A 24,090-nucleotide genomic window follows, 5' to 3' on the forward strand; every position below is an offset into this window, starting at 1 on the left:
GTCGGGGCCGGTACGAGCGCGGCGTGCATGGTCACCTCCAGCGGTGAGAAAGGAGCCCTCACCGTCCCCGCGGCCCCCGCAGGGGCGACATCCCGCCAGCTGCCCCAAAACCAGGACAGATCCCGCCCGTTGGACAACCCTTGGACAGATGGCGATCCCCCCGCCCCGGCTCTCGCCCGAGGACGTACGCACCGAGCTGCTGCGACTGCGCCAGGGCCCCGCTCTGGGTCACCCCGGGGCGGTCACCGCGCTCAGCGACCCGCTCCGGACGCTGCTGCTCGCCCGCACCCCGCCGCTGTCGAACGCGGCGAGCGAGACCACCCGCCTGGTGGGAGCCCTGCGCAGGGCGATCGACGCGCTGACCCCGCACGAGCGCCGCTACGCCGCAACCGACTTCAACCTGCTGGGCGAGCACTCCTGGCCGAGCCTGACCGAGCGGCAGGAATCCCTCGCCCGCGTGCTGGGCTGCTCGGCCAAGACCGTGCGCCGCCACGCTGGACAGGCACTGGACACCCTCGCCCTGCTCATCTGCGACGGCAGTTACGTCACCGAACCGCCCCCGCCCGGCAGCGACGCCCCCGCCACCACCCCGGCAGGAACCGACCCGGACGACGGGACGGGCCGGTTCTTCGGCATCACCGCCGACTCCCGCGTGGACGTCATCTGCTCCGCGCTCCCCGCCGCGGACCGGGCGCGAGGACGGCCCAGCGACCCGCTGTACGCCCGCTACGCCGGCTTCGCCGACCTCGACGCCCTGCTCTACGTCCGCGTCCACCTCGCCCAGGGCTTCCCGGCCGCCACGATCCGCGACTTCCACCCCGGCGAGTACTACAACGCCGAACCCGACAGCCTGATCGTCCTCGGAGCCCCCGACCGCAACACCGCCTACGCCGAGTTCGGCCCCCACCTGCCCTACACCTTCACCCCGCCGCCGGAGGCGGCCGTCACCTTCCCCGGCCACGGCGACATTTGCCTGGCCCCGCTGTGGGCGCCCGAGGGCGAACTCCTGGCGGACCTGACAGTCATCACCCGCCTCACCCTCGGCCAGGGCACCACCGTGATCCTGCTCGGCGGCTGCATGACCCTCGGCGTCCTGGGGGCCGCCAAGTGCCTGCTGAACGGCGAACGCGGCCGGCGCAACACCGCCTACCTCGACCACATCGCCCCCGGCGGCGACCTCATCGCCGTCACCGCCACCCGCAAGATCGGCGGCATCACCGACACCCCCGACCTGACCACCACCGAACCGCTCCTGCTCCTCACCCGCGACACCGCGGGCGGCTTCACCACCCGCCTGAACAACGCCACCCGCTACACAGGCAGATGACCGGACCCGTTCGGGTGAAGCGCCGGACCCGGGGCCGCGGGCGGTGGGAGACTGCGGCGATGTCGGGATTCACGCGGGACACCAAGCGCTACGGCGACAAGCTCGTGTACGAGGCGCTGGGCTCGAAGTGGCGCCGCTACCACGACGGCCATTGCGGGTGCGGGCTGAACGGGGGTTGAGGAACATCCATGTCAGATCGTGCGCTAAGCCCTCGTCGGCCCTGGTGGGCGGCTGGCGGGGTGTCGGCGGCTGGACCGGTCTGAAGTCTTCCCGCGGATAACACCCCAATATCTGCGGTAGCTTGATTCGTCACCTGCGGTGACGTTCGCCGGCCGCTGCGTGAAGCGGCCCTGTTATCTGTGGCAAGAGGGGAAGCGGTGCCTACCGTCATACAGCTGCCGACTGGGAAGGCGTTGACCGTCCGTGCGGCGGCGGACGTGTTCCTCGACTCGCTCGGCAACCCGAACACGGTCCGGAACTACGGGATCGGGGTGGGCAAGACCGCCGAACGGCTCGGCGAGGCCCGGCCGCTGGAGTCGGTCGCCGACGACGAGATCGGCGAGACCCTGGAGCTGCTCTGGGGTACCGCGGCAGTCAACACGTGGAACTCCCGCCGGGCGGGAGTGCTGTCCTGGCTCGGCTGGTGCCGTGAGCGGGGCTACGAGGGGCCGATGGTCCCGGTCTGGGCGAAGCGGCTGGCGGTGCCGGACTCCGAGACCCCGGCCCGCTCGAAGATGGCGATCGACCGGCTGGTCGCGCGGCGCGAGGTGCACCTGCGGGAGAAGACGCTGTGGCGGATGCTGTACGAGACCGCCGGCCGTGCGGAGGAGATCCTCGGTGTGAACATCGAGGACCTGGACTTCGCCGGGCGTCGCTGCCTGATCAAGGCGAAAGGTGCGCGGAGCAAGGCCCGCCGCCGGGGCCAGGCACGCGAGGACTTCGTGCTGGAGACGGTGTACTGGGACGCCGGCACCGCCCGGCTGCTGCCTCGGCTGTTGAAGGGCCGCACGCGCGGGCCGGTGTTCGTCACCCACCGCCGCCCGGGACCGGGCAAGGTAGTCAGCCCGCGTGACGTGTGCCCGGACACCGGGCTGGCCCGGCTGTCGTACGGGCAGGCCCGCGCCCTTCTCGACGAGCACACCGCCGTGCGCGGACCGGGCACGGGCTGGGACCTGCACGAATACCGTCACTCCGGCCTCACCCACCTGGGCGAGGCCGGGGCCAGCCTGCTGATGCTGATGGCCAAGTCGAGACACAAGAAGCCGGAGAACGTCCGCCGCTACTTCAAGCCCTCGCCCGACGCCATCGCTGAGATCACCAGCCTCCTCGCGCCGGGCGACAGCAGACGCTGATCGCGACGCCTGCTATGAAGTGGCGTCGGCCCACAGTTCGGTGCTGTGGTCACCGATGAGAGCGCTGATGCGGGTCAGTACGTCACTGACCGGCTGCGGGTCGAGTCGGCGTCCGTCACGCAAGCGCAGTGCGACGTGATCGTCAGCGGACTCCTTGGCACCGATGACGGCTTGGTAGGGAACCAGGCGGGCCTCTCGGATACGGGCGCCCAGGCTGCCGCGGTCCGGTCCCGCGATCTGGGCACGCAGCCCGAGACGAGTGCAGTGTTGGGCAAGGGCTGCGGCGTTCGGCAGTTCGGTGTCGGAGATCGGGAGAATGACCAGCTGAGTGGGGGCGAGCCAGGCGGGGAAAGCACCGCCGTGCTGTTCGATGAGATGGGCGACGGCTCGCTCCACACTGCCGATGATGCTGCGGTGGACCATGACCGGGCGGTGCCTGGCGCCGTCCGCGCCGATGTAGTGCAGGTCGAACTGCTCGGGCTGGTGGAAGTCGACCTGGACGGTGGACAGGGTGGACTCCCGGCTGGCGCCGTCGGTGACCTGGACGTCGATCTTGGGGCCGTAGAACGCGGCCTCGCCCTCGGCCGCCTCGTAGGGCAGGCCGGAGCGGTCGAGGACGTCGGTCAGCAGGGCGGTGGACCGCTGCCACTTCTCCGGTGCGGCAACGTACTTGCCACCGGGCCCGGGGAGGGAGAGCCGGTAACGAGTGGGGGTGATGCCGAGCGCCTCGTACGCCTGGCGGATCATCTCCAGCGCCGCCTGCGCCTCCTCGGCGACCTGATCCAGGGTGCAGAAGATGTGCGCGTCGTTGAGCTGGATGGCCCGCACACGGGTCAGTCCGCCGAGCACGCCCGAAAGTTCGGAGCGGTACATGCCGCCCAGTTCTGCCATCCGCAGGGGCAGTTCGCGGTAGCTGTGGGAACGGGATCGGTAGATCACCGCGTGATGGGGGCACAGGCTCGGCCGCAGGACGACCTGCTCCCCGCCGAGGTCCATCGGGGGGAACATGTCGTCGCTGTAGTGCGCCCAGTGCCCCGAGATCTCGTACAGCTCTCGCTTGCCGAGTACCGGTGAGTACACGTGCTGGTAGCCCGCCCGGCGCTCGGCGGCACGGATGTACTCCTCCAGGGTGTGCCTCACGGCCGCGCCGTCGGGCAGCCAGTACGGCAGGCCGGCGCCGATCAGCGGATCGGTGTCGAACAGGCTCAGTTCACGGCCGAGCTTGCGGTGGTCGTGCACGGTGGTCATCGCGGTCTCCTTGCTGGTTGCGGGGCAAGTGACCGGGCCTACGACGAAGCCCCGGGGCACTCGCCCCGGGGCTTCGGATCAGATCATCTGTCAGCGCGCCGGGACACTCTCCGGCGTCGTCGTCATAGCGGCGCGCTTCATGTCGAAGACGTTAGCAGGACGCAGCGATGTCCACACGGTCATTCCTCGTCAGGAGTGCCCGGGTCACGCAGGGGTCGCAGGCCGCCAGGCAGATCAGGGAGTTGGAAGGAGTACCGGCCGAGCATGTTGATGTGATGCCGTACAAACGGTGAGAGGCGGGCCACGTCCTCGTCACGGACCTCGAAGCCGTCCGCACGCAGCTGGTTCACTGCGGCGTCCATGTACCGGGTGTTGAACAGCACCAAGGCGTTGAGGACCAGGCCCAGGGCGCCGATCTGGTCTTCCATACCATCCTGGTAGCGCTGGTAGAGCTGCCCGGACCGGCCATGGAAGATCTTCCGGGCGAGGGAATGGCGGCCCTCCTGGAGGTTGGCCTGGCTCTTGATCTGGCGGCGATAGCCGGGCTCGTCGGCCAGACGCAGGATGTGGAGGGACTTGGAGATCCGCCCGTAGTGGGCGATCGCGTCGCCGAGCGGGGTAGGGCGGCCGTCGCGGGACAGCATCCGGATCACGTCGTACGCGCGCACGGCGCCGGTGTGGATGGAGCCGATGATCCGCAGGATGTCCTCCCAGTGCCGTTCGATCCTGGCGAGGTCTACCCGGCCACGGGCCGCGTCCTGGAAGGCGCCGTAGTCGGCCGTGCGGTCGATGCGCCACATCTTCTGATCCGGCAGGTCAGCGAGCTGCGGCGCGTACGCGAACCCAGCGAGCGTGAGCAGCCCGAAGACAATGTCGCTGTAAGAAGCGGTGTCGGTGACGATCATCTCGGGGCGTTTGCCGCCGTCGCGGTCGTAGAGGACGTCCAGCACGTACAGCGAGTCGCGCGGGGTGCCGGCCACCACCTTCCCGCCCAGCCCCGCCGCCTGGTCGTTGATCATGTTCAGCCAGGTCGCCCCGGCCCCGGCGCCCGAAGTACTTCGGGTTCGGCCGGGCGTACACCGACGGCACGGGCACGACGAACCGCATACCGTCCACCGAGGCGACCAGGCCGCCGCCCCACGCCTGCGCGAGCGGGATCGACGCCTGGCAGTCGATCAGCGTGGCGTTCGCCGCCCGGTAAGTCGCCAGCCGTAGGTACGTCTGGTCGACATGGGACAGCCGCCCGTACTTCAGCGCGTCCGCGGCCCCGATGACCGGGGTGTAGCCGACGTTGCAGCTGTGCGCGACCAAGAGCGCGGCGATCGTCACGTGCAGGTCCTTCAGCCGGGCCTCGCCGCCGGTGACCGACGTGAACGCCTGGTCGGCCCCGGTCCACGAGAACACCTCCAGCAGCACCTCCGGCAGGTCGACACGGGGCAGCATCGCCTCCACCGCCTCCCGCAGCTGCCGCAGGGAGGCAGGTTCGGGCTCCGGCTCCAGGGCGGCGAAGTGCAGGCGGCCGTCGTCGTCGAACACGATCTGGGAGTTCGCCGGCACCCGTGCGGCGACCTCCCGGTAGGTGCCGTCCAACAGCGCGGCCCGCGCTGCCAGGTACTCACCCGCCCCGGCGGGCAGACCGAGCGAGGCGAGCACGGTCGGCTTGGCCTGCTCCCACGCATCCCCGTCCAGCAGCTTCGCGCGGGGATCGCCCCACTTGGAGGAGTTCTTCGCGAACACCTCCCGCCGACGCAGCATCCGGTGCATCTGCTCCAGCACGCAGAACGCGTACGCCTTCCAGTCCACCGTGCCCGGCTCCAGGTGCGGCGCGGACAGCACCAGACGCCGCCAGGAGCCCGCGAGCAGACTGGTGTCGATCTCGGCGGGCCCGACCTTCTTGCGACCCATCAGGTCCGGCAGCGACTTCAGTGCCTTCAGGACCGGCTGGCCCTCCGGGGTAGCGTCGAGGTCGACCACCGTCACCAGGAGCTTCAGGAACGGCCGCACGGTGCTGAACCGGGTGACCAGTTGGGTCCGCCATGCCGCGTCCGCGTCCGAGTCGAGCGGTGGCGTCAGCTCGAACAGCGCGGCGATCGCCGCCGCCAGCTCGTGCCGGGGCACCACCTGCTCGATCCGCTCCCACATCGCCTCCAGCGTCTCCACCTCGGGCGGGGTGATCTCCCCGGTGTCCGTGTCGACCTGCTCACTGGTGCTGTCGAACACGATCTGGAACGCGGCGGCCAGCTTCGCCGACGCCCGCTCCACCCGCGGCAGGGTCTTCAGCTTCTCCTTCGCCGTCTCCCGCTCCGCCCTGGCCAGCAGCTTCGTCGAGATCAGCACCTCCAGCAGGTCCAGGGCGTCATCGACTGCCCGGGACGTCAGGTAGACCGCCGTGGCCAGCAGCGTGGCCAGGCGCCGGGAGTCACCGTGCCGCTTGAGCAGCGACGCCTTGCCATCGATGCCGTACCGGGACAGCTCCGCCAGCCGCCGCGGCGGTATCGCGGACACATCCACCTCCCCCATCCCGAAGGCTGCGATCTCCTGCGCCCGCTCCAGCGCCCACTTCATCTGGGGCCCGGAGATCCGCACCGGCCCCCGGCGCAACCGGTCCAGCTCCGAAATCCGGGCACCCGGCGGAACGGACAACAGCGAGTCCAGCACCGCCCGCTGGCCGATGCTCAGCAGGCCGTACAGCGTGTCCCATAGCCGGTTGTTCGCCGCCTCCCGAACCGAGCCCACCAACCGGGCCAGGCGACTCGCCCCGGGCAACAGCACCCGGCGCTCGCGCAGCCACCCGGCCGCCGCGTCGAACAACGACTTCGGCCCGTCCCCGGTCGTCCAGGCCCGCGCGTCGAGCCACACACTCAGCTCGTCCCGCACCTCAGCGAAGTCACGCCAGCCTCCGGCCTCCTGGATCTCCCCGGCGTGCGTACGAGCCGTCCCGTCCCGCTCGCCGTACTCCTTGAGACACGACGGATCCGCAATGCCCAACTGCTCGGCCAGGTACTCGGCCACCTCCCCCGGAACCTGCCGCGGGTCCGGCATGAACCGGCCCAAGTAGCGCACGCTCGTCAGCTGGACCGCGAAGCCGAGCCGATTGTGCGAACGCCGTTTGGCCTGCACTTTCTCAAGATCCGAGTCATCCAGGAAGAAGTACCGCTCCAACTCCGCACGTGATGGCGCTCCGTTGAACGCCGCGTACTGGGCTGCCTGCTGATCCGACAGGAACTCGACCGCCACCAGGTCCTCCGAAGATCGACAACATCGACCCGCGAAGGCTGCGCCGTACGATCAGCCCAGGTCAAAGCGTCAATCGAAGCCACGAGGGCTTAGCGCACGATCTGACATGGATGTTCCTCAACCCCCTGAACTGGGTGACCGAGCACGCCGAGCCGACCGGGTTCACCGTGGTCCGCTCCGGCAGCGGCTGGGTGGCCTGAGGGGCCTCGCGTTTTCCGGACAGGTAATTTAGCCGGTTATTTCATGCGGCGAGGCGGAGTCGTTCATGCTCGGCGTGCGCTTCTCGTGGCGGACGATAACCGATCGCCGAGTGAAGACGCCTGCGATTGTACCAGAACTCGATATACCGAATAACGTCCCGCCGGGCCTCCTCGCGAGTGTGATACGTCACGCGTGACACACGTTCGTTCTTCAAGGCGCCGAAGAATGATTCGGCCATGGCGTTGTCAAAACAGATCCCGGTCCGGCCGGCCGAGCGCCGCAACCCGAGTCTCCCGAGGGCCTTCCCGTACTCAGTCAACATGTAGTTGCTGCCGCGATCGGAGTGAAATATCGCGCCCTTTGCGAGCTTCCTGTTGCGGGCCGCGTTCCGGATCGCCCGGGATATCAGCGGTGTCTGGTAGTGGTCGTCCATGGCGTAGCCGATGATCTCCTTGGTGCAGCAGTCGATAACGGTCGCCAGATAGAGCCACCCCTCACCGGTCGGAATGTAAGTGATGTCACCGAACGCTTCTCATCCTGAGCGCCAGGCGATCTCGATGGCGTGAACGGCGGCGACCGTGCGACCGATGCGGTTGGTGCTGCACCGGGCCTTGCGGAGGATCCGCCATTGCTTGAGGCGGGCGAAGGCGCGTTCGCCCGGAGCGCGCAGCCGGGCGTGGTCCCGGTTGTACTGCTGGTAGTGCTCGGGCAGGTCGTGGCGGCGGTGCTTCTGCGAGTAGTACGGCTCGTCCGCCGCGATGCGGTCGGTAGTGATCAGCGTGCCGTCGAGGATGACGAACCCCTCCGGCGGCAGCTCGCGCAGGGCCTCGTGCAGACTCGGGGCACGCTCGGCGAGGAGGTCGACCGTTTCACTCACATACCGGCCAGCGGTGGCGGTGGAGACGCCGAACCCTGCTGCGGCCTGGGCCAGGGTCTCGTTCTTGCGCAGGTGCACCAGGACCAGCAGGGCTTGCCGGAAGCAGCCCAGCCTGCGCCAGCGGGAGTTCAGCTCACACCTTCGGGCGTAGATGAGCCAGGAAACGTGCTCCACGACCTCGTGCGGGACGTCGAGCATGGCACGATACGGGACCAACAGGGCTCCTGTGTCGAGACGTTGGCGAGTGAGATCACCAGCCGCAACGACCAGGAGCCCTGCCGCGTTACGGCCCCCGACCACCAGCCGCCATCACCCACGAACCACAGGATGAGAAGCGTTCACCGACGAGCTTTTCACCAGGCGCGTCGGCGGTGAAGTCGCGCCCGACGAGGTCCGGCACCGGGCCCGGCGCCGCCCGGGTCAGCGCCCACCGCTTCGGCCGCGGCTGGCAGGGCACCAGGCCCAGCTCGCGCATCAGCCGGCGGATCAGCTCCGGGTCGGCGGCGACGCCCCAGCGCAGCAGCTGGGCGTGGATGCGGCGGTGTCCGTAGGTGCCGTCGGACATGTCGAATGCCTTCTTGGTGAGCAGCCGCAGTTTCCCGCGCCGCTGGGTGGTCGCGGAATCGGGCCGGTTTCGCCAGTCGTAGTAGCCGGACTTGGACACGCCGAGTTGTCTGCACATGAACTCGACGGAGTAAGCGCACTCCGCGTTGTCGAGCCGCATCGAATCGATGAACTCGTACTTGCTCGCTACCGGGGATCCCTCGCGAAGTACGCTGCGGCTTTTTTCAGGAAGGAGTTTTCCTGCTCAAGTTCTCGGTTCCGGCGTCGCAGTTCCTTCAGCTCGGCACGCTCGTCTACCGGCAGCGGTCCGTCCGGCTGTCCATGTTCGCGCTCGTGCTGGCGCACCCAGGTGCGGAGCGTCTCGGGGTTCATGCCGATTTCCCGGGCCACATGGGCGATGGGCTTGCTGGATTTCAACGTCAGATTAACCGCTTCTTCACGGAACTCCGGCGAGTACGGACTCGAACGTGTCACTTGATTCTTCCCTCGATTCCTTACAGGACAACCCTATTGGGTCCCTGTCCGGGATCTTCGGGGCCCCTCAGCACCACCGCCACTCGGATGCTCACCGCCGCCCAGGCCGCCATCGAACACGCCCCGCCCCGGCCCGGCGCCTCATGGGCCTCCCACTACAGCCACGGCCGCTGGGCCCACGAATCCGGCATGATCCACGCCACCCTCGGCGACCTGGCCGCAGCCGAAGAACACCTTCACCTCGCCCTCGACATCCACGGCCTGGACCGCCGCCGCACCCGCGCCATCGTCCTGGCCGACCTCGGCCACGTCCAGCTCAAGCAAGGCTCCACCGCACAAGCCCTCGCCACCTGGACCTCGTTCGCCGACTGCGCGGACGGCGTGCACTCCGTCCGTATCAACGACGCCATCGGCAACATCCACGCCCGCCTCCAGCACCTACCGGACACCGCCACCGTCCAGGGCCTCAAGGACCGCCTGGCCACATGCACACAGGCCCATCCCTCCCCCAACTGACCCCGCTGTCCCAGGCTCCGCCCGGTGAACACGCAAGGCCCCCGCCCGGATTGGGCAGGGGCCGAGTGCTGTGTCCTTACCCTCGCGCAGGGGTGGTGATGTGGTCGTGGAGGCTGCCGGCGAGCTTGGCCATCTCGAAGCCGACCTCGCCGTGGTCGGCCTCCCGGTCGGCGGTGACCACCAGGCGGCTGCCCTCCACGCCCGCGCACACCAGCAGCGCGACGGCACCGAGGTCGATCACCACCACGTTCAGGGACAACTCCTCGGCCGTGTTGGGCGCCAGGAGCCGCGCGGCGCCGTCGGCCAGCCCGGACAGGCCGGAGGCCAGAGCCGCCAGACGGTCGGCGGCGTCCTTGTCCAGGCCGAACCACGACTTCGCCAAACCGTCGGACGACAGCAGAACCGCGCCGCGGGTGTGGGGGACACGCTCCACGAGGCCCTGGAGGGCCCAGTCGAAGCCGTCCAGACGGAAGCGTGCGGGGGTGGGGAACATGCTCGGTGTTCTCCTGGCGGTAGGGGCGAGAGGGGGCTCATGCGGCGGCGGTGAGGCCGCTGACCGGGCGGTGTGGGGCGATGGTCCGCCGGTTGGACAGTCGCCCTTTCAGTCGGGGTCGGTGAGTTCGGCGAGGTTCACGGGGGTGCAGCCGTGCAGGGCCACGACCTGCCGGTAGGCGAGGGTCCAGGCGAGTGCGGGGGCGTCGTAGGAGACGTCCACCAGCCCCTCGCAGGGGAGAGGCCGGACGAAGTAGGGGTGGTGGACGATGCCGGCCACGCCCCACGGGACGGCGTCGCGCACCCACGCGGCGACGTGCCCTTGGACCAGGTGGGGGCACTCGCGTACGGCGATGTGGGCGCAGGGCACGCACACCGGCGGTGCCGTGGTGCGTTCGCCTTCGAGGATCGGGCGGCCCACGTCCCGGAGCAGGAACAGAAACCGCTCGCCGATCGCGCCGGTCACCGTGGTCGTGCCGCAGACCTGGCACAGCAGGTCGAGCATGGCGCGGCGCTGCCGCTGCACATGGACCGTCTCGTACCGGGGTTCGCCCTTCCCCGGGGCGGGGAACTGCCGGGCCCACAGCGTGCCGCGCCAGTCGTGGGCGTAGGAGGTGGCGTCTTCGCCGGGGAAGCCGAGGCGGCCGCCGCCGAAGGCGATCCGGACGGGCCGGGGGTGGACCATCGGCTCGCCGGACCAGGCGGCGATGTAGGGCACCACGCTCATCCGCCCGGCGCGGCGCGCGGGGCGGCCGGCGTCGGGTGCCGTGCGGGCTCCGCTCACCGGGCGGCCTCCTCCGCCGCGCGGGCGGCGGTGTAGGCGTCGCGCAGGGCGGGCCCGTCGGTCAGCGTCCCGCCGGTGGGGCGCACGATCCAGGACCGGCCTCCCAGGTGGCGGGGGTCGGTGTAGTCCGGGTGCGGCAGCGGCACCAGCGTGCGGTCGGGCAGGCGGGCGCTGCCGGAGGCGTGCCAGCCGTCCGCCGAGCCGGGCGTGAGGAGGAAGTCCACCCCGAGCGGAGTGGCCAGGACCGGCCCCAGCGGTACGCGGGCCGCGCGCAACTGCCGCACCGTCTCGTGCGCGGTGCCGGTGGGCAGGCGTACCACGTCCCAGGCGAGCCCGGCCGGCGCCTCACCCAGCGCCCCGTGCTCCCAGGCCAGCAACACGTCCGGGACGCGGCCGGTGGGCCGCAGCCACCCCAGCTCCAGGGGGCCGAGGATCAGATCCGACAGGTCCGCGGCGGTGTGCGTCAGGGTCGGGGTCGGGTTCACGGGTCGTGGTGCCTCTCGATCGGGTGGTACAGGAGTTGTTCCGGATTGGGTGGGGTGAGCGCTACCGGCCGAGGGCGAGAGCGACCAGCGGCCACAACTGCCAGGCAGCGAAAGCGAGAAGGCCGATGACCACGGCGAGAGCGCCGGGGTTGGCCTTGACGGTCAGGCACGCGCAGCCCAGTCGGCCGGGCTGCCCGGTCTTCGCCCCGTCGGGCGTCCGGGGTGCGTCAGCGGGCATGGTCGGCCCTCCCGGTCAGCAGCAGTCGCGGCCGGTAACGACGGCCGCATGGGGGGCGGCCGTTGACCTCCGCCAGGCGCAGGAAGAGCACCGGGCGGGCCTGCCAGGTCAGGTGCTGGATGCCCGGGTAGAGGGTCAGTGAGCAGGGTTCGCCCCGGCGCAGACGGGCGCATGCCCGCGCCGAGCCGGGTCCGTCCACCCAGTGGTCCAGCACGTATCCGGCCTGGTGCGGGCCGAGCACGCAGGCCACGGTGCGCACCCCGGCCCGGATCCACCGGACCGCCGCCTCCGGGCTCAGCGCCGCGTACCCGTCCCGGCGCGTGGCCGTCTTCGGAAGGCCCGTGAAGGTGCTGACCGCCTCGCACCACACCCCCGGCCGAACGAGCGGGGTGGTGTGGGCGGCCTGTTCGGTGGGAGCGGTCACCGCGCCGACCTCCCTCCGGGGGCGAGGTGCCGTGGCAGCCACTGGCAGTCAGGGGCAAGGAGCAGCAGTCGCGGCCGGCTGCGCAGGTAGGCCGCGAGTACCACCGGTTTGTCGTAGCGGGGCGGCCCACTGCGAGAGGCCATGGCCCGGGTGACGGTGGCCTCGATGGTGCCTGTGTCGACTGGAGCCGGGCGGATGGGCAGCGGCTTGAGGTCGACCAGGCCGGTCGAAGGGGCAGCGTCGACCACAGGCACACTCAGCGCATTCGCTGAACGTGACGTCCTTGTGGCGTTCGGTGTACGTCCGTAGCTCACAGAGGGATGATGTGCCTGCTCACACAGGCCGACCTAGGCCGGAGCGTGGCCACTTAGCGGCCACTTCGCGGCCATATCCGGGAGCAGCGCCGATGGCATCTCACACTGCACAGGTGGCTGGCAACGACATCCTGCGGGCAGCCCGTCTGAAGAAAGGCTGGCGCTCGGGAGAAGCAGCCGCCAGGGAAGTGTCCGCAGCGGGACGTAAGGCTCTGGATGACATGCACTTTGAGGTGTCGCCCCGCACCTGGCGACGATGGGAATCAACACGGCCGGGCTGGCCGCGCGAGGACTACGCGATCGCGCTGCACGCCGCGTTCGGTCTGTGGCCGGAGGGTCTCGGCTTCGAAGCCCCTGCTGGCTGGGTGCGCGCCGAACAAGGCAAGAACACGGCCGCGGAGGCAGAGGTGAAGCGCCGCGCGTTCGTGTCGGTGACCGCAGCAGCTCTGGCCCCCGGGCCCATCCCGCCCCGCCATGTTGATCCCGCGCTCATCACCTACTTCCAGGAGCAGTTGGAAGGCCACTATCGAGCGGACATGCTGCTGGGCCCGCACGATCTGATCGGTACGGTCTCCGCGCAGTACCAGCTGATCGACCGGTTGGTGCGCATCGCCAAGGGCGAGACCCGCCGGGGTCTGCTGCGCGTCGGCGCCGCGTACGCCGCGCTGGTGGGCTGGCTCTACCAGGACGCCGGCGATCTGGGCGCGGCCACGTTCTGGCGGGGGATAACGCAGGAGATCGCGCTGCGGTCCCGCGACCCCCACCTGATCGGCTACTCACTGGTCAACCAGGCCCAGGTCCGCACCGACCTCGGTGACGGACACGGCGTGGTCGACCTGTGCGAGGCCGCGCTGGAGGACACCGGGCGTCTGGCGCCGAAGGTGCGTGTGATGGCCATGCAGCAGCAGGCCCACGGCGCGTCCCTGACCGCGGACCGCAGCGCGGTGGACAGGCTCATCGACCAGGCCGCGAGTCTCCTCGGCCGAGTCGATGACGACCTGCCGTGGGGAAACGCCTGCCGCCGCACACCGAACTACCTGGAGGTGCAGCGCGCCACCTGCTACGGGCGCCTCGGACTCGGCTCCGAAGCCGGACGCCTGTGGGAGCAGGTCCTGACCGGAGTGCCGGAGACAGCGCGCCGAGACCGGGGCGTGTACCTGGCCAGGCACGCGACCGCCGCCGCAACAGCCGGGGAACCGGAGCAGGCTGTGGAGATCGCCAGGGAGGCGGCGCAGATCGCGGTGGACACCGGATCGGTGCGGATGTTGCGGGAGCTGAAGGGTCTGGAGCAGGTGATGAGGCCGTGGCACGATGCCTCGGCAGGCCAGGATCTGGCCGAGGCCCTGGCATCGGTGGCAGAGAAGGGAATCCTGTGACGCAGACTCCGAAGCCGCTGACCGACGAAGAGGTCTCCGAACGGCTGCGCGAACTGCCCGGCTGGAACCGCGAGGAGGATGAGATCACCCGCACGTTCGGGATCCGGTACCACGGTGGAGTCGCGATGATCGTGCACGTCGCCGATGTGGAACGACTGATCGGCCACCACGCGGACATCGATCTGCGCTGGGACCGGGTCCGGTTCGCGATCACCACACACGACGCCGGTAACCGGCTCACCGGGGCCGACTTCGACCTGGCCCGGCGGATCGACCAGATCGCCGCATCCCACGACGCGAAACCCCTGTGAACAGTCGGGCTCTCGCTCAATCCGGTTGATGAACTTGCCTGGTCACAGCAGGAGAGGTGTGCGGTCGGTCAGCCCGTCGGCTGGGACGCGGGTGAACGGGTCGCGGGCCTTCTCGCCGATGGGCCGGGTGTAGTCCCGCTGACGGATCGGCGAGCCGGTCGTCCAGCGGCCGGCGGCCTCGATCTCCGCTGCGGTGGCGCCCGCCTTCGCCAGGCCGGTGACGCCGTGGCGCAGTCCTTGTGCGGTGACCGGCAGGCCGTTGGACGACAGACCGGCCTGCCGGAAGCGTTTCTACGCGATCTCGTTGACGGTGTGCCCGCGCAGGGCGTCACCGCGGCGGGTGGCCTCGCGCGAACCGTCCCCGCGGGTGCGGGGCCGCTGACATCCTCCAGCGGTAAGGACCTGGTCGTGGTCCTCTCGAATTCGGGAGGACAGCCTGCTTACGTGAGTAGGCTGAGCGGGCGCGGTCAGCCGAGGTATTCAATGCTGTGAATGCGGATCCGCCGCACACCGGGCGTGCCGTCGATGACGACGCAGGCGACCGCGGTGTGGCGGAGGGTGAGAACGCGGCGGTGGGGTTCGCTGTCGCTATGGGGCTCCGTGGCCGTGTAGGGATCCTCACAGACGCCGAGGATGGCGGCGTCGAGTTCTTCCCGAGCCTCATCGGGCAGAGCATCCCAGACAGCCTCGACGGCAGTGCTGTAGCGCAGCTTGTACACCCCGTAGATGCTGCCAGGTCAGGCAGCCCCGCGTGTGGGGTTTCGATCAGTTGCCCGCCGAATGCGTTCGACGCGTTCGCCACCGTCGATCCACACGCCGGACGGCTCTTCCCCGCGGGCCTCGGCCGCGGTGATCTCGTCGGCTTCCGCAAACGCGACCTGCATGTTCTTGGCGATCCGCTGCCACTTCGCGAACACGGTCAACAGCTCGTGAGCCGGCGCCCGGTTGATCTCGAAGAGGAACCGCTGGGCAAGGGAGGGCGCGCCGAGGGCTTCACTGATGGTTTCGATGGTCCACTGTTCGCCGCTCATGACCCTGCCCCAAGATCGCACCGCCGATGAAGGATGTATCGCCTATGCAGCGTAGCGGCGAGCCCGGGCGGATACACAAGGTTGGGCTCACATCCAGCGGCGCGATCAACCGTCCGGCTCGTACAGCACCCGGGCGTACACCGCACGCCGCAGGCCGCTTCACCTGTTCGACGCCCCACCTCCTGCGCCCTGGGGCAGCGCGAAGGACGAGCTTTTCCCGACAGTCCTCACCGAAGCCCTCCCTCAGGCATGCGAAGGACCATCCCCGCGGGTGCGGGGCCGACCTCGTCTACTACGCCCACCGGAACGCGGACCGCGGACCATCCCCGCGGGTGCGGGGCCGACCCGTCCTCGACGTAGATGGCGCCGCGCTCGGTCGGAACATCCCCGCGGGTGCGGGGCCGACGGCATCACGGCCGTGGCGGACTTCTTCGTGGCAGGAACATCCCCGCGGGTGCGAGGCCGACCGTCGGTGGAGCAGTGCGCGCGCGAGCGTCGTCGGACCATCCCCGCGGGTGCGGGGCCGACCAGACCACCCGGCTGACCGCCGCGACGGCCCTGGGACCATCCCCGCGGGTGCGGGGCCGACGACTGGGGCACCTCGCTGAAGGACAGCGAGGGAGGACCATCCCCGCGGGTGCGGGGCCGACCACGGGGCGCACAGGACGCGCAGCTCCCCGGCGGGAACATCCCCGCGGGTGCGGGGCCGACCGGGGTGCCGTCGAGGAGTCCGGCGGCGACGTGGGAACATCCCCGCGGGTGCGGGGCCGACAGATCCTGGAGGTGGATGGACTGGCCGGCGATCGGAACATCCCCGCGGGTGCGGGGCCGACTTTCTTCCCAAGGTGGCCACCGTCGGCGGCCCCGGAACATCCCCGCGGGTGCGGGGCCGACGACGCGGTTGGACGGGTCGGGCGCGTCCGCCCCGGAACATCCCCGCGGGTGCGGGGCCGACCCCCCCGCCACACATGCGAGAGGGGCCCGGAGTGGAACATCCCCGCGGGTGCGGGGCCGACATCGGCGCCATCACGATCGTCAACCAGACCGTCGGAACATCCCCGCGGGTGCGGGGCCGACGTGCGGATGGTGAGTTCCGCCCAGCCTCCGCGCGGAACATCCCCGCGGGTGCGGGGCCGACCTCACAGTGACCGATGGCACGGATAACGGGCCAGGAACATCCCCGCGGGTGCGGGGCCGACACCCCGATCAGCGGGCCAAGGGCCACCAGCAGCGGAACATCCCCGCGGGTGCGGGGCCGACCAGTCCAAGACCGCGTTCCCGTACAGCGGCGTGGGAACATCCCCGCGGGTGCGGGGCCGACAGCGCGGTCGGCTCGAAGCGGGAGATCCAGCGGGGAACATCCCCGCGGGTGCGGGGCCGACTCGGTTGGTGCCCGGAGGTCACCGAACATCTGGGGAACATCCCCGCGGGTGCGGGGCCGACGCCCGATCACCATGCGGCTGTGGAGCAACTACGAGGAACATCCCCGCGGGTGCGGGGCCGACCCCACGCGCCGACCGCGCGGGAGCGCGGTGGTGGGAACATCCCCGCGGGTGCGGGGCCGACCGACCCAGCTCGATCGCCAGCGCGCTGTTGGGGGGAACATCCCCGCGGGTGCGGGGCCGACCGGATGGCGACGGTGTCGCGCAGGTTCCCGGTGGGAACATCCCCGCGGGTGCGGGGCCGACGCCGTAGGTCCGGAAGGGCAGCACGCCCTCGACCGGAACATCCCCGCGGGTGCGGGGCCGACAGCAGCCACGCGGTGACCGTGGTCGGCTGGTGCGGAACATCCCCGCGGGTGCGGGGCCGACGCAGTGTCCGAGCCGAACGCGGCGGTGGCGGTCGGAACATCCCCGCGGGTGCGGGGCCGACGGGGGCGGGACCTTCATCCGCCCGCCCAAGCCCGGAACATCCCCGCGGGTGCGGGGCCGACCTCCGAAAGACTCCGGCAGCGCGCCGGACGCAGGGAACATCCCCGCGGGTGCGGGGCCGACGCGCGCGGAGGATGACGGCGAGGTCGTCGCGCAGGAACATCCCCGCGGGTGCGGGGCCGACTTCTGCGACGGATACGACACCTCAGCCGGTACGGGAACATCCCCGCGGGTGCGGGGCCGACCGGGTGATCTCCAGTCCACGGGAGTGCCGGATCGGAACATCCCCGCGGGTGCGGGGCCGACCACGACGAACTCACCCGCCACGTCCTCACCGCCGGAACATCCCCGCGGGTGCGGGGCCGACACGGCCGCGAGGATCAGCAGCACCACGATGCCGGGAACATCCCCGCGGGTGCGGGGCCGACGTGGCCACCGCCCTGGCGGTACGGCTCGGCGCGGGAACATCCCCGCGGGTGCGGGGCCGACGTGTCGCCTCGTGTGACACCGGACCTGTCCCGGGGAACATCCCCGCGGGTGCGGGGCCGACACCGGCGAGCCGGTCCGCCTGTCGCCCTACGGCGGAACATCCCCGCGGGTGCGGGGCCGACCTGAAGCGCGCCCGGAAGGGGGGCATGCAGCCCGGAACATCCCCGCGGGTGCGGGGCCGACCCTATGCGCACCGCGATGCGTCAGGTGGTCGGAGGGAACATCCCCGCGGGTGCGGGGCCGACGGCGGCGGTGGTGGTGGTGGGGTTCATGGGCGGGGAACATCCCCGCGGGTGCGGGGCCGACCCCCACGCGCGCTCGAACCGCTTGCGCCAGACCGGAACATCCCCGCGGGTGCGGGGCCGACAGGTGCCGGGTCCACTCGATCGCCCTGCGGCCCGGAACATCCCCGCGGGTGCGGGGCCGACTCGCCCGCGCGCTGACGGTCCAGGAGGCGACGCGGAACATCCCCGCGGGTGCGGGGCCGACGGTCCCCGCGCGCGACCTCGAGCCCCGGCTGCTGGAACATCCCCGCGGGTGCGGGGCCGACACTTCCTGACCTGGGGTTTTAGGCCGGGCAGGGCGTGTTTTTGATTAGTTCGATTTCGGGTTCTCCGGGTGCAGGAGTGGATGGAGGGGGCGTTGTCAGTGGTGGTGTCTAGGGTGGCTCGCCAGTGTATTGCGTGATGGGGGTTTGACGGTGAGTCAAGATGTGTTGGGGGAGCGTCCGGACCTGGTTCGGATGCTGGGAGCGCTGTGGGGGAAGTCGGCGGAGAAGGCGGGTGGGAGGAAGAACCTTCTGCTGTCGCATCTGCTGGATACCGCGGCGGTGGCCGAGCGGATGTGGGACGGCTTCCTGGCGCCGTCGACCCGGGAGTTGCTGGATGAGGTGGCCGGTGGGGACGGCAGGGGGCGGTCTTTCTTCGCCTGGCTGTGCGGGGTCCACGATTGCGGGAAGGCCACGCCGGCGTTTCAGCGACTGTGGCCCGAGGGCGCGGATGAGGTGCGTGCGGCCGGGCTGGGGTGGCATGAGCCGACGGCGTCGAACCACCGGTGGCGGCATGACTGCGCCGGCGGGCACGTGCTGCGTCCGCTGTTGGCGGAGGCCGGTTGGCGGGACGAGCAGGTGGCGTGGGTGTGGCCGCTGGTGGCCGGGCACCACGGGCTGTTCCCGCGGGAGGACCGGTTACGGCCGCCGTTGAAGGCCCGGGGGCAGTTGTCCGGGGTGGGGCGCTGGCCGGATGTGCAGCGGGCGGTGGTGGAGCGCTTCACCGGGGAGTTGGGCTTCGGCGGGCTGGCGGCGGTGGCGCCGGCGCGGGTGCCGTCGCGTGCGGCTCAGCTGCACCTGAGCGGTCTGGTGGTGATGGCGGACTGGATCGCCAGCGACGAGCGGCACTTCCCCGGGGTGGACGAGCTGGATCGGGTGGGGTTGCCGGCTGCCCGGGAGCGGGCGGAGGCGGCCTGGGAGAGGCTGGGGCTGCGGGGCGGCTGGGGAAAGCTGGCCGAGCCCGGGCCGGGGTCGTTCGAGGAGCGGTTCGGGCAGGTGCCGCGCCCGTCGCAGGCGATGGTGGTCGAGGCGGCCCGGCAGATGACGGCTCCCGGTGTGCTGGTGGTCGAGGCGCCGATGGGGGAGGGGAAGACGAAGGCCGCTCTGCTGGCGGCCGAGGTGCTGGCCGCGCGGTTCGGTGCCTACGGGGTGTTCGTGGGGATGCCGACGCAGGCCACCAGCGATCCGATGTTCTCCCAGGTGCGGCAGTGGGCGGACCAGGTCGGGGAGGGGCTTGCGTCGCAGGTGGCTCTGCTGCACGGCAAGCGGATGTTCAACCGGGAGTGGCGCCGGCTGGTGGAGGGCTCGGCCGGTGGTGCCGAGGCCGAGGACCGGTTCGGCGGGGTGGACGAGTACGGCGACTGCTGGGACGACGACCCGTACGGCCTTCAGGGCGATGGTGGCGGCGGGGTGGCGGCGCTGGGGCCGGCGCAGTGGTTTCTGGGGGCCAAGCGGGGGCTGCTGTGTCCCTTCGTGGTCGGCACGATCGACCAGCTGCTGTTCGCGGCGACCCGGACCAAGCATGTGATGCTGCGGATGGCCGGTCTGGCGGGCAAGGTCGTGGTGCTCGACGAGGTACACGCCGCGGACGTGTACATGTCTCAGTTCCTGATGGAGGGTCTGCGGTGGCTGGGCCAGGCCGGGGTGCCGGTGGTGCTGCTGTCGGCGACGCTGCCGCCCGGCCAGCGCCGTGATCTGGTCTCCGCCTATCTGGCGGGGGCCGCGTCCCGCGAGGAGTACACCGCGCGGGAGTTGCCCGCGCCGGGCGGGTATCCGTCGGTGACAGCGGCCTGGCCGGCACCCGACGGGAGTGGTGCGCGGTTCTCGGTCGCCGACTGCGACGGCTGGCGCGCCGACCTCGCGGTGGCGGTGGAGCTGCTGCCCGAGCCGGTTCCCGGCCGGTCGGCGAGCCGTGAGGAGCGCCGGGCGGCTCAGGAGACCGCCGACCGGGAGGTCGCCGCGCTGCTGGAGCGTGAGCTGGCCGACGGCGGGTGCGCGCTGGTCATCCGCAACAGCGTCGGCCGGGCCCAGAGCCTTTACCGGCGGCTGCGTGAGCAGTTCGGCGGCCAGGTGCGGCTGCTGCACGGGCGGCTTGCGGTGGGCCCCAGGGCGGACCGCACCGAGGAGTGCCTGCGTCTGCTGGGCGCCCCGGCACAAGGCGGCGGGGGAGAGGGACGGCCGTCGCGGCTGGTGCTGGTGGCCACACAGCTGGCCGAGCAGTCGTTCGACATCGACGCCGATCTGCTGGTCACCGATCTGGCCCCGATCGATCTGCTGCTGCAGCGCGTCGGCCGTCTGCACCGGCACGGTGGTGTGCCCCGCCCCGAGCGGCTCGCCTCACCGCGGGTGGTGGTCACCGGCTTCGGCCCCGCCGGCGGGGCCTTGAGCCCAGGTGGCCCTGGCGGTGGGTCCGGTGCCGCGGCTCTGGACGGGCCGCCGCCGCGGCTGCTGGGTGCGTCGGAGTACGTCTACGGCCGCTGGCTGCTGGTGCGCGCCGCGGCGCAGGTGCGGCAGGCGGCCCTCAGCGGCGGGTGGCGGGTCCCCGGTCAGGTGCCGACCCTGGTCGCCGACGGCTACGGCACCTCCGGCGAGGTCGTGCCCTCGGCGTGGCGGCAGGACGAGGAGGAGGCCCACCGCGGGTGGAGGACCGAGCAGCGTGAGCGGGCCGAGCGGGCGGCCGGCCACCTGCTGACCCGGCGCGGTGACCGGGAAGGGGCGACACTGGCCGGGCTGCACTATGTCAGCCTGCCCGGCTCCGGCGGGGACGGCGACCTGGACGCCGTGGTCCGCGATGGAGAGCCCAGCGCGGAAGTGATCCTCGTGGCGCGGGAGGGCGGGGTGTACCGGACGCTGTCGGGCCGGGCGCTGGGCGTGAACGGGGATGTGTCCGAGGATCTGCTCGACGAGGTGCTCGGGGGTACGGTACGGCTTCCTCCCCGCTACACCCCCGAGGTGGGCCGGCAGCTGCGGCCGCTGCCGGGCTGGCTGGGGCACTCCCGATTGCGTTTCAGCCCCGCCCTGGTGCTGGACGAGCAGCGCAGCTGCGTCCTGGCCGACCGGCGCCTGTCCTACGACGGCGAGCTGGGGCTGGTCGAGGAGGACGTGGCGGGCTGACCGGGGGCGTTGCGGCAGGGCCTGCCCTATGAGGGCCCGCTGCCGCCGGCGTCAGAGGGCCGCAACGCCCCGGGTCCCCGCGGGTGCGGGGCCGATCTGTCCCGTTAAACACAGAAACGGGCCATCCCCGCTGTCTATCACAGGTGCGGGCTCTGAGAGGGATTCTCGCATTTACCCCTCCCCGGCGACAGGGACCTGGCACACTGCGAACTCCCCCTTAAACAGAGAAATTTGAGGGATCACTGTGTTATTTCACCTTCTCGACGATCCGTGGCTGAGTGTCAGCCCGGCGGTGGAGGCAGGCGCGGACAGCCCACGGGACGGGCGGGCCGTGCCCGAAGTCGGGGCGCGGGAACTACTCCTGGACGCCCACCGGTTCAAGGACCTGGTGGTCGACCTGCCCACGCAGAAGCCCGCCGTCTTCCGGCAGGTGCTGCTGCCGGTCGTCGTGGACGCCCTGGGCCGGCCGTCCGACGCCGCCCAGTGGGCGGCGATGTTCCAGGCCGGGGAGTTCTCCGCCGAGCAGCGCGAGAAGCTCGCCGCCTACTGCGATCAGCACCATGGGCGGTTCCATCTGTTCGACGCGGACGATCCGTTCGGGCAGGTGGCGGGGCTGCGGACGCAGAAGGGGGAGACCAAGGGCTCGGGGTTGCTGGTGGCCACGGCGGCCACCGGCAACAACGTGCCGCTGTTCTCCTCCCGCACCGAAGGCGACCCGCCTCCGCTGACACCGGCTCAGGCGGCCCGGTGGCTGCTGCACACCCACTGCTGGGACACCGCCGCGATCAAGACCGGCGCGGTGGGCGACCCGCAGGCCAAGAAGGGGAAGACCACCGGCAATCCCACCGGCCCGCTGGGGCAGCTGGGGGTGGTCATGCCCATGGGGCGCACCGTCTACGAGACGCTGCTGCTGAACATCCCTCACGGGCCGCCGCTGCTGTCGGACGATCTGCCGCAGTGGCGCCGCCGGTCCGCGGACGGCGACCTCGAGGACATGCTGTCGTGCGCCACGCCGGCCTGGCAGACCCGTACCAGCCGGGGCCTGCTGGATGCGTGGACCTGGCAGTCCCGCCGGATCCGGCTCATCCCCGAGCAGACACCGGACGGGCCCCGGGTGACCCGCGTGATCGTCGCCGCCGGGGACCGGCTCGCCGCCGTCCCCGACCACGAGCCCCACACCGCGTGGATCATCGACTCGGCCAAGGCTCGTGCGAAGAAGACCAGCGGCCGGACCACTACTGCCGCCGCGGTGGCCCGGCCGCGGCGGCACCAGCCCGGCAAAGCCGCCTGGCGCGGCCTGGAGGCGCTGCTGGCCGTGGACCGGCAGCAGCGCGACGCGACCGCGACCCGCTCCGGGTTCCACACCAGCGTCCTGCTCGGCCAGCTCAGCGAGGTACGCGAGCGGCTGCCGGCCGCCTATCCGCTGCAGGTGGAGCTGACCGGCGTCGCCTACGGCAACCAGTCCGCCGTCGTCGAAGACCTCTTCTTCGACGCGATCCCGCTGCCGCTGACCGCCCTGGACACCGACGGCATCCTCTACGGCTGTGTGCTGGAGGCCGCCGACCAGGCGGAGAAGCTCGCCACCGCGGTCAACCACCTCTCCGCGGACCTGCGGCGGGCCGCCGGAAGCGACCCCATCCCCTGGGACAAGGGGCAGCGGCCCGGAGACACCCTGCTGCACGCCCTCGACCCGCTCATGCGCCGCCTGCTGGCCGGGCTGCGGCAGGTCGGTGAGGACTTCGACGCCACCGAGCGCGGCCTGCTGGCCTGGGAACACAAAGCCGCGGCCGAGACGTGGGCGGTGGCCGAGCAGGTGCTGTCCACCGCGGCTCCCGACACCTTCACCGGCCGGACCGTCACCCAGGGCGGCAAGGAGCACACCTACCGGCTCAGCACCGCCGAACGCGGCTTCCGCCGCCGCCTGGACGACGTCCTCACCCTCCGGGCCGCCGAACGCAAGGCCGCCCGCACCGCCCCCTGCCCGGATCCGACCGACGGTGAGGCCGGCGGCCTCACCTCCGAAGGGTGACCCTCATGCCCTCCCACCCCGCCCCCGGCACTCCGTCCACCGGGGACGTCCCCGGCAGCGCGCCGACCGCACCGGCCCGCTACTACTGGGACGACCGCGTCACCCCCCACGGCGCCTGGCGCACCGACCCCAGGACCGGGCTGCCGATGGAGCCTCCCGGGCAGGACCTGGCCGCCATGCGCTCCGGCCTGGGCCGCGGCGCCGGCACGGTGCCCGCCCTGTGGCCCTTCTACGTCACCTGGTCCGACGGGCATGCCTCCCTCGACCTGGAGGCCGAGCACGCCGCGCTGTCCCTGTTCGGCCTCCACCAGCAAAGTCGGCAACAGCCCATGCACCACCCCGGCACCGGCGCCGGCGCGGCCCTGCGCGCCCTGCGCACCAGCGGCCGCTTCAGCGAAGAGGCGGTGGACCGCCGGGTGGCCGCCGCGGCGAACGCCACCTCCGTGCCCGCCCTGCTGTACCGGCTGCGCGCCCTGGTCACCCAGTTGCGGACCGTCGGGCAGCCGCTGGACTACACCCTGCTGCTGCGGAACATCAAGGACTGGCACCATCCCGAAGCCCGCCAGCGGGTCCGCCGAGCCTGGGGCCTTGCCTACCACTCCTGGGGCCCCACACCAGGCAAGGGACAGGCGAAGACCCCCTGACCCCCCGGAGGCGGCCGGGGACGCCCCCGCCGCCGAGCAGTACGCGGGGCGGTACACGCGCCAGCCCCCACCCGGTGCACAGACGCGGCTGAAAAACCCGCGCTGCTCCCGTAACTGCCCCGCAGGCACCCGCGCCCGCTGCACC

At 71.3% G+C, this 24,090-nt stretch carries 21 protein-coding genes, 1 pseudogene and 1 CRISPR repeat array; of the genes and pseudogenes, 8 read left to right on the top strand and 14 right to left on the bottom strand.

The features are described from left to right. The first annotated feature begins 148 nt into the window (after positions 1–148). Positions 149–1,327 carry a hypothetical protein gene (locus AC2CJA_RS00745; protein ID WP_484600660.1) on the top strand — a complete coding sequence of 393 codons (1,179 nt, stop codon included), beginning with the start codon at positions 149–151 and terminating at the stop codon, positions 1,325–1,327. A gap of 377 nt (positions 1,328–1,704) precedes the next feature. Further along, the gene (locus AC2CJA_RS00750) at positions 1,705–2,679 is read left to right on the top strand and encodes a tyrosine-type recombinase/integrase (RefSeq protein WP_484600661.1); all 975 of its coding nucleotides are present in this window, start codon (positions 1,705–1,707) and stop codon (positions 2,677–2,679) included. A gap of 12 nt (positions 2,680–2,691) precedes the next feature. On the opposite strand, the gene thrS is transcribed toward AC2CJA_RS00750, so the two are convergent. The 6 genes and pseudogenes from thrS to AC2CJA_RS00780 all read right to left on the bottom strand — a co-directional run bounded on the left by thrS (position 2,692) and on the right by AC2CJA_RS00780 (position 9,280). Then, positions 2,692–3,918 (bottom strand): threonine--tRNA ligase, encoded by a 1,227-nt coding sequence (gene thrS / locus AC2CJA_RS00755; RefSeq protein WP_484600687.1) that lies wholly within the window; start codon positions 3,916–3,918, stop codon positions 2,692–2,694. Positions 3,919–4,106: 188 nt separating this feature from the next. After that, positions 4,107–7,164 (bottom strand): annotated as a pseudogene (locus AC2CJA_RS00760) (Tn3 family transposase). A gap of 241 nt (positions 7,165–7,405) precedes the next feature. Next, positions 7,406–7,882, bottom strand: coding sequence for an IS3 family transposase (locus AC2CJA_RS00765; RefSeq protein ID WP_484600688.1), 477 nt, complete (start codon positions 7,880–7,882; stop codon positions 7,406–7,408). Between the two features lie 15 nt (positions 7,883–7,897). Next, positions 7,898–8,440, bottom strand: a complete 543-nt coding sequence (locus tag AC2CJA_RS00770) for a transposase family protein (protein ID WP_484600689.1) — start codon at positions 8,438–8,440, stop codon at positions 7,898–7,900. A gap of 85 nt (positions 8,441–8,525) precedes the next feature. Further along, positions 8,526–8,966, bottom strand: coding sequence for an IS3 family transposase (locus AC2CJA_RS00775; RefSeq protein ID WP_484600662.1), 441 nt, complete (start codon positions 8,964–8,966; stop codon positions 8,526–8,528). A 26-nt stretch (positions 8,967–8,992) separates the two neighbouring features. Next, positions 8,993–9,280 carry a transposase gene (locus AC2CJA_RS00780; protein ID WP_484600663.1) on the bottom strand — a complete coding sequence of 96 codons (288 nt, stop codon included), beginning with the start codon at positions 9,278–9,280 and terminating at the stop codon, positions 8,993–8,995. 87 nt (positions 9,281–9,367) lie between these two features. Between AC2CJA_RS00780 and AC2CJA_RS00785 the strand changes: the two genes are divergently transcribed. Next, positions 9,368–9,796: an NsdA family TPR-like regulatory protein gene (locus tag AC2CJA_RS00785; RefSeq protein WP_484600664.1), complete on the top strand. Its 429-nt coding sequence runs from the start codon at positions 9,368–9,370 to the stop codon at positions 9,794–9,796. 76 nt (positions 9,797–9,872) lie between these two features. Here AC2CJA_RS00785 and AC2CJA_RS00790 read toward each other — a convergent pair whose 3' ends face one another. The 6 genes from AC2CJA_RS00790 to AC2CJA_RS00815 all read right to left on the bottom strand — a co-directional run bounded on the left by AC2CJA_RS00790 (position 9,873) and on the right by AC2CJA_RS00815 (position 12,467). Beyond that, the gene (locus tag AC2CJA_RS00790; protein WP_484600665.1) at positions 9,873–10,289 is read right to left on the bottom strand and encodes a roadblock/LC7 domain-containing protein; all 417 of its coding nucleotides are present in this window, start codon (positions 10,287–10,289) and stop codon (positions 9,873–9,875) included. A gap of 108 nt (positions 10,290–10,397) precedes the next feature. Continuing rightward, positions 10,398–11,072 carry a hypothetical protein gene (locus AC2CJA_RS00795; RefSeq protein WP_484600666.1) on the bottom strand — a complete coding sequence of 225 codons (675 nt, stop codon included), beginning with the start codon at positions 11,070–11,072 and terminating at the stop codon, positions 10,398–10,400. Further along, on the bottom strand, positions 11,069–11,557 hold the full coding sequence (locus tag AC2CJA_RS00800; protein WP_484600667.1) for a hypothetical protein: 489 nt from the start codon (positions 11,555–11,557) through the stop codon (positions 11,069–11,071). The genes AC2CJA_RS00795 and AC2CJA_RS00800 overlap by 4 nt, the downstream gene beginning before the upstream one ends. Positions 11,558–11,618: 61 nt before the next feature. Beyond that, positions 11,619–11,795 (bottom strand): hypothetical protein, encoded by a 177-nt coding sequence (locus AC2CJA_RS00805; protein WP_484600668.1) that lies wholly within the window; start codon positions 11,793–11,795, stop codon positions 11,619–11,621. Next, positions 11,785–12,219, bottom strand: coding sequence for a hypothetical protein (locus AC2CJA_RS00810; RefSeq protein WP_484600669.1), 435 nt, complete (start codon positions 12,217–12,219; stop codon positions 11,785–11,787). The genes AC2CJA_RS00805 and AC2CJA_RS00810 overlap by 11 nt, the downstream gene beginning before the upstream one ends. Next, the gene (locus AC2CJA_RS00815) at positions 12,216–12,467 is read right to left on the bottom strand and encodes a hypothetical protein (protein ID WP_484600670.1); all 252 of its coding nucleotides are present in this window, start codon (positions 12,465–12,467) and stop codon (positions 12,216–12,218) included. The genes AC2CJA_RS00810 and AC2CJA_RS00815 overlap by 4 nt, the downstream gene beginning before the upstream one ends. A 158-nt stretch (positions 12,468–12,625) precedes the next feature. On the opposite strand from AC2CJA_RS00815, the gene AC2CJA_RS00820 reads away from it, so the two are divergent. Next, positions 12,626–13,909 (top strand): NsdA family TPR-like regulatory protein, encoded by a 1,284-nt coding sequence (locus AC2CJA_RS00820; RefSeq protein WP_484600671.1) that lies wholly within the window; start codon positions 12,626–12,628, stop codon positions 13,907–13,909. After that, positions 13,906–14,220 (top strand): 4a-hydroxytetrahydrobiopterin dehydratase, encoded by a 315-nt coding sequence (locus AC2CJA_RS00825; RefSeq protein ID WP_484600672.1) that lies wholly within the window; start codon positions 13,906–13,908, stop codon positions 14,218–14,220. The genes AC2CJA_RS00820 and AC2CJA_RS00825 overlap by 4 nt, the downstream gene beginning before the upstream one ends. Before the next feature lie 467 nt (positions 14,221–14,687). Here the strand turns inward: AC2CJA_RS00825 and AC2CJA_RS00830 are convergent, their stop codons facing one another. Both AC2CJA_RS00830 and AC2CJA_RS00835 read right to left on the bottom strand, forming a co-directional pair. Beyond that, complete coding sequence (locus AC2CJA_RS00830; protein WP_484600673.1) at positions 14,688–14,939, bottom strand: type II toxin-antitoxin system RelE family toxin; 252 nt, start codon at positions 14,937–14,939, stop codon at positions 14,688–14,690. Between the two features lie 18 nt (positions 14,940–14,957). Next, on the bottom strand, positions 14,958–15,251 hold the full coding sequence (locus AC2CJA_RS00835) for a hypothetical protein (RefSeq protein ID WP_484600674.1): 294 nt from the start codon (positions 15,249–15,251) through the stop codon (positions 14,958–14,960). A gap of 256 nt (positions 15,252–15,507) precedes the next feature. Then, positions 15,508–18,161: direct repeats of the CRISPR family, unit length 28 nt; unit sequence GGACCATCCCCGCGGGTGCGGGGCCGAC. A gap of 150 nt (positions 18,162–18,311) precedes the next feature. Here AC2CJA_RS00835 and cas3 point away from each other — a divergent pair. The 3 genes from cas3 (at position 18,312) to casB (ending at position 23,945) form a co-directional block, all read left to right on the top strand. Beyond that, positions 18,312–21,272, top strand: a complete 2,961-nt coding sequence (gene cas3, locus AC2CJA_RS00840) for a CRISPR-associated helicase Cas3' (RefSeq protein ID WP_484600675.1) — start codon at positions 18,312–18,314, stop codon at positions 21,270–21,272. A gap of 292 nt (positions 21,273–21,564) precedes the next feature. Next, positions 21,565–23,301: a type I-E CRISPR-associated protein Cse1/CasA gene (gene casA, locus AC2CJA_RS00845; RefSeq protein ID WP_484600690.1), complete on the top strand. Its 1,737-nt coding sequence runs from the start codon at positions 21,565–21,567 to the stop codon at positions 23,299–23,301. A 5-nt stretch (positions 23,302–23,306) separates the two neighbouring features. Further along, a complete protein-coding gene (casB, locus tag AC2CJA_RS00850) occupies positions 23,307–23,945 on the top strand; it encodes a type I-E CRISPR-associated protein Cse2/CasB (RefSeq protein WP_484600676.1) in 639 nt (212 codons plus the stop codon). The last annotated feature ends 145 nt before the right edge of the window (positions 23,946–24,090 follow it).

The sequence above is a fragment of the Streptomyces sp. ATLC9 genome, assembly GCF_057196705.1.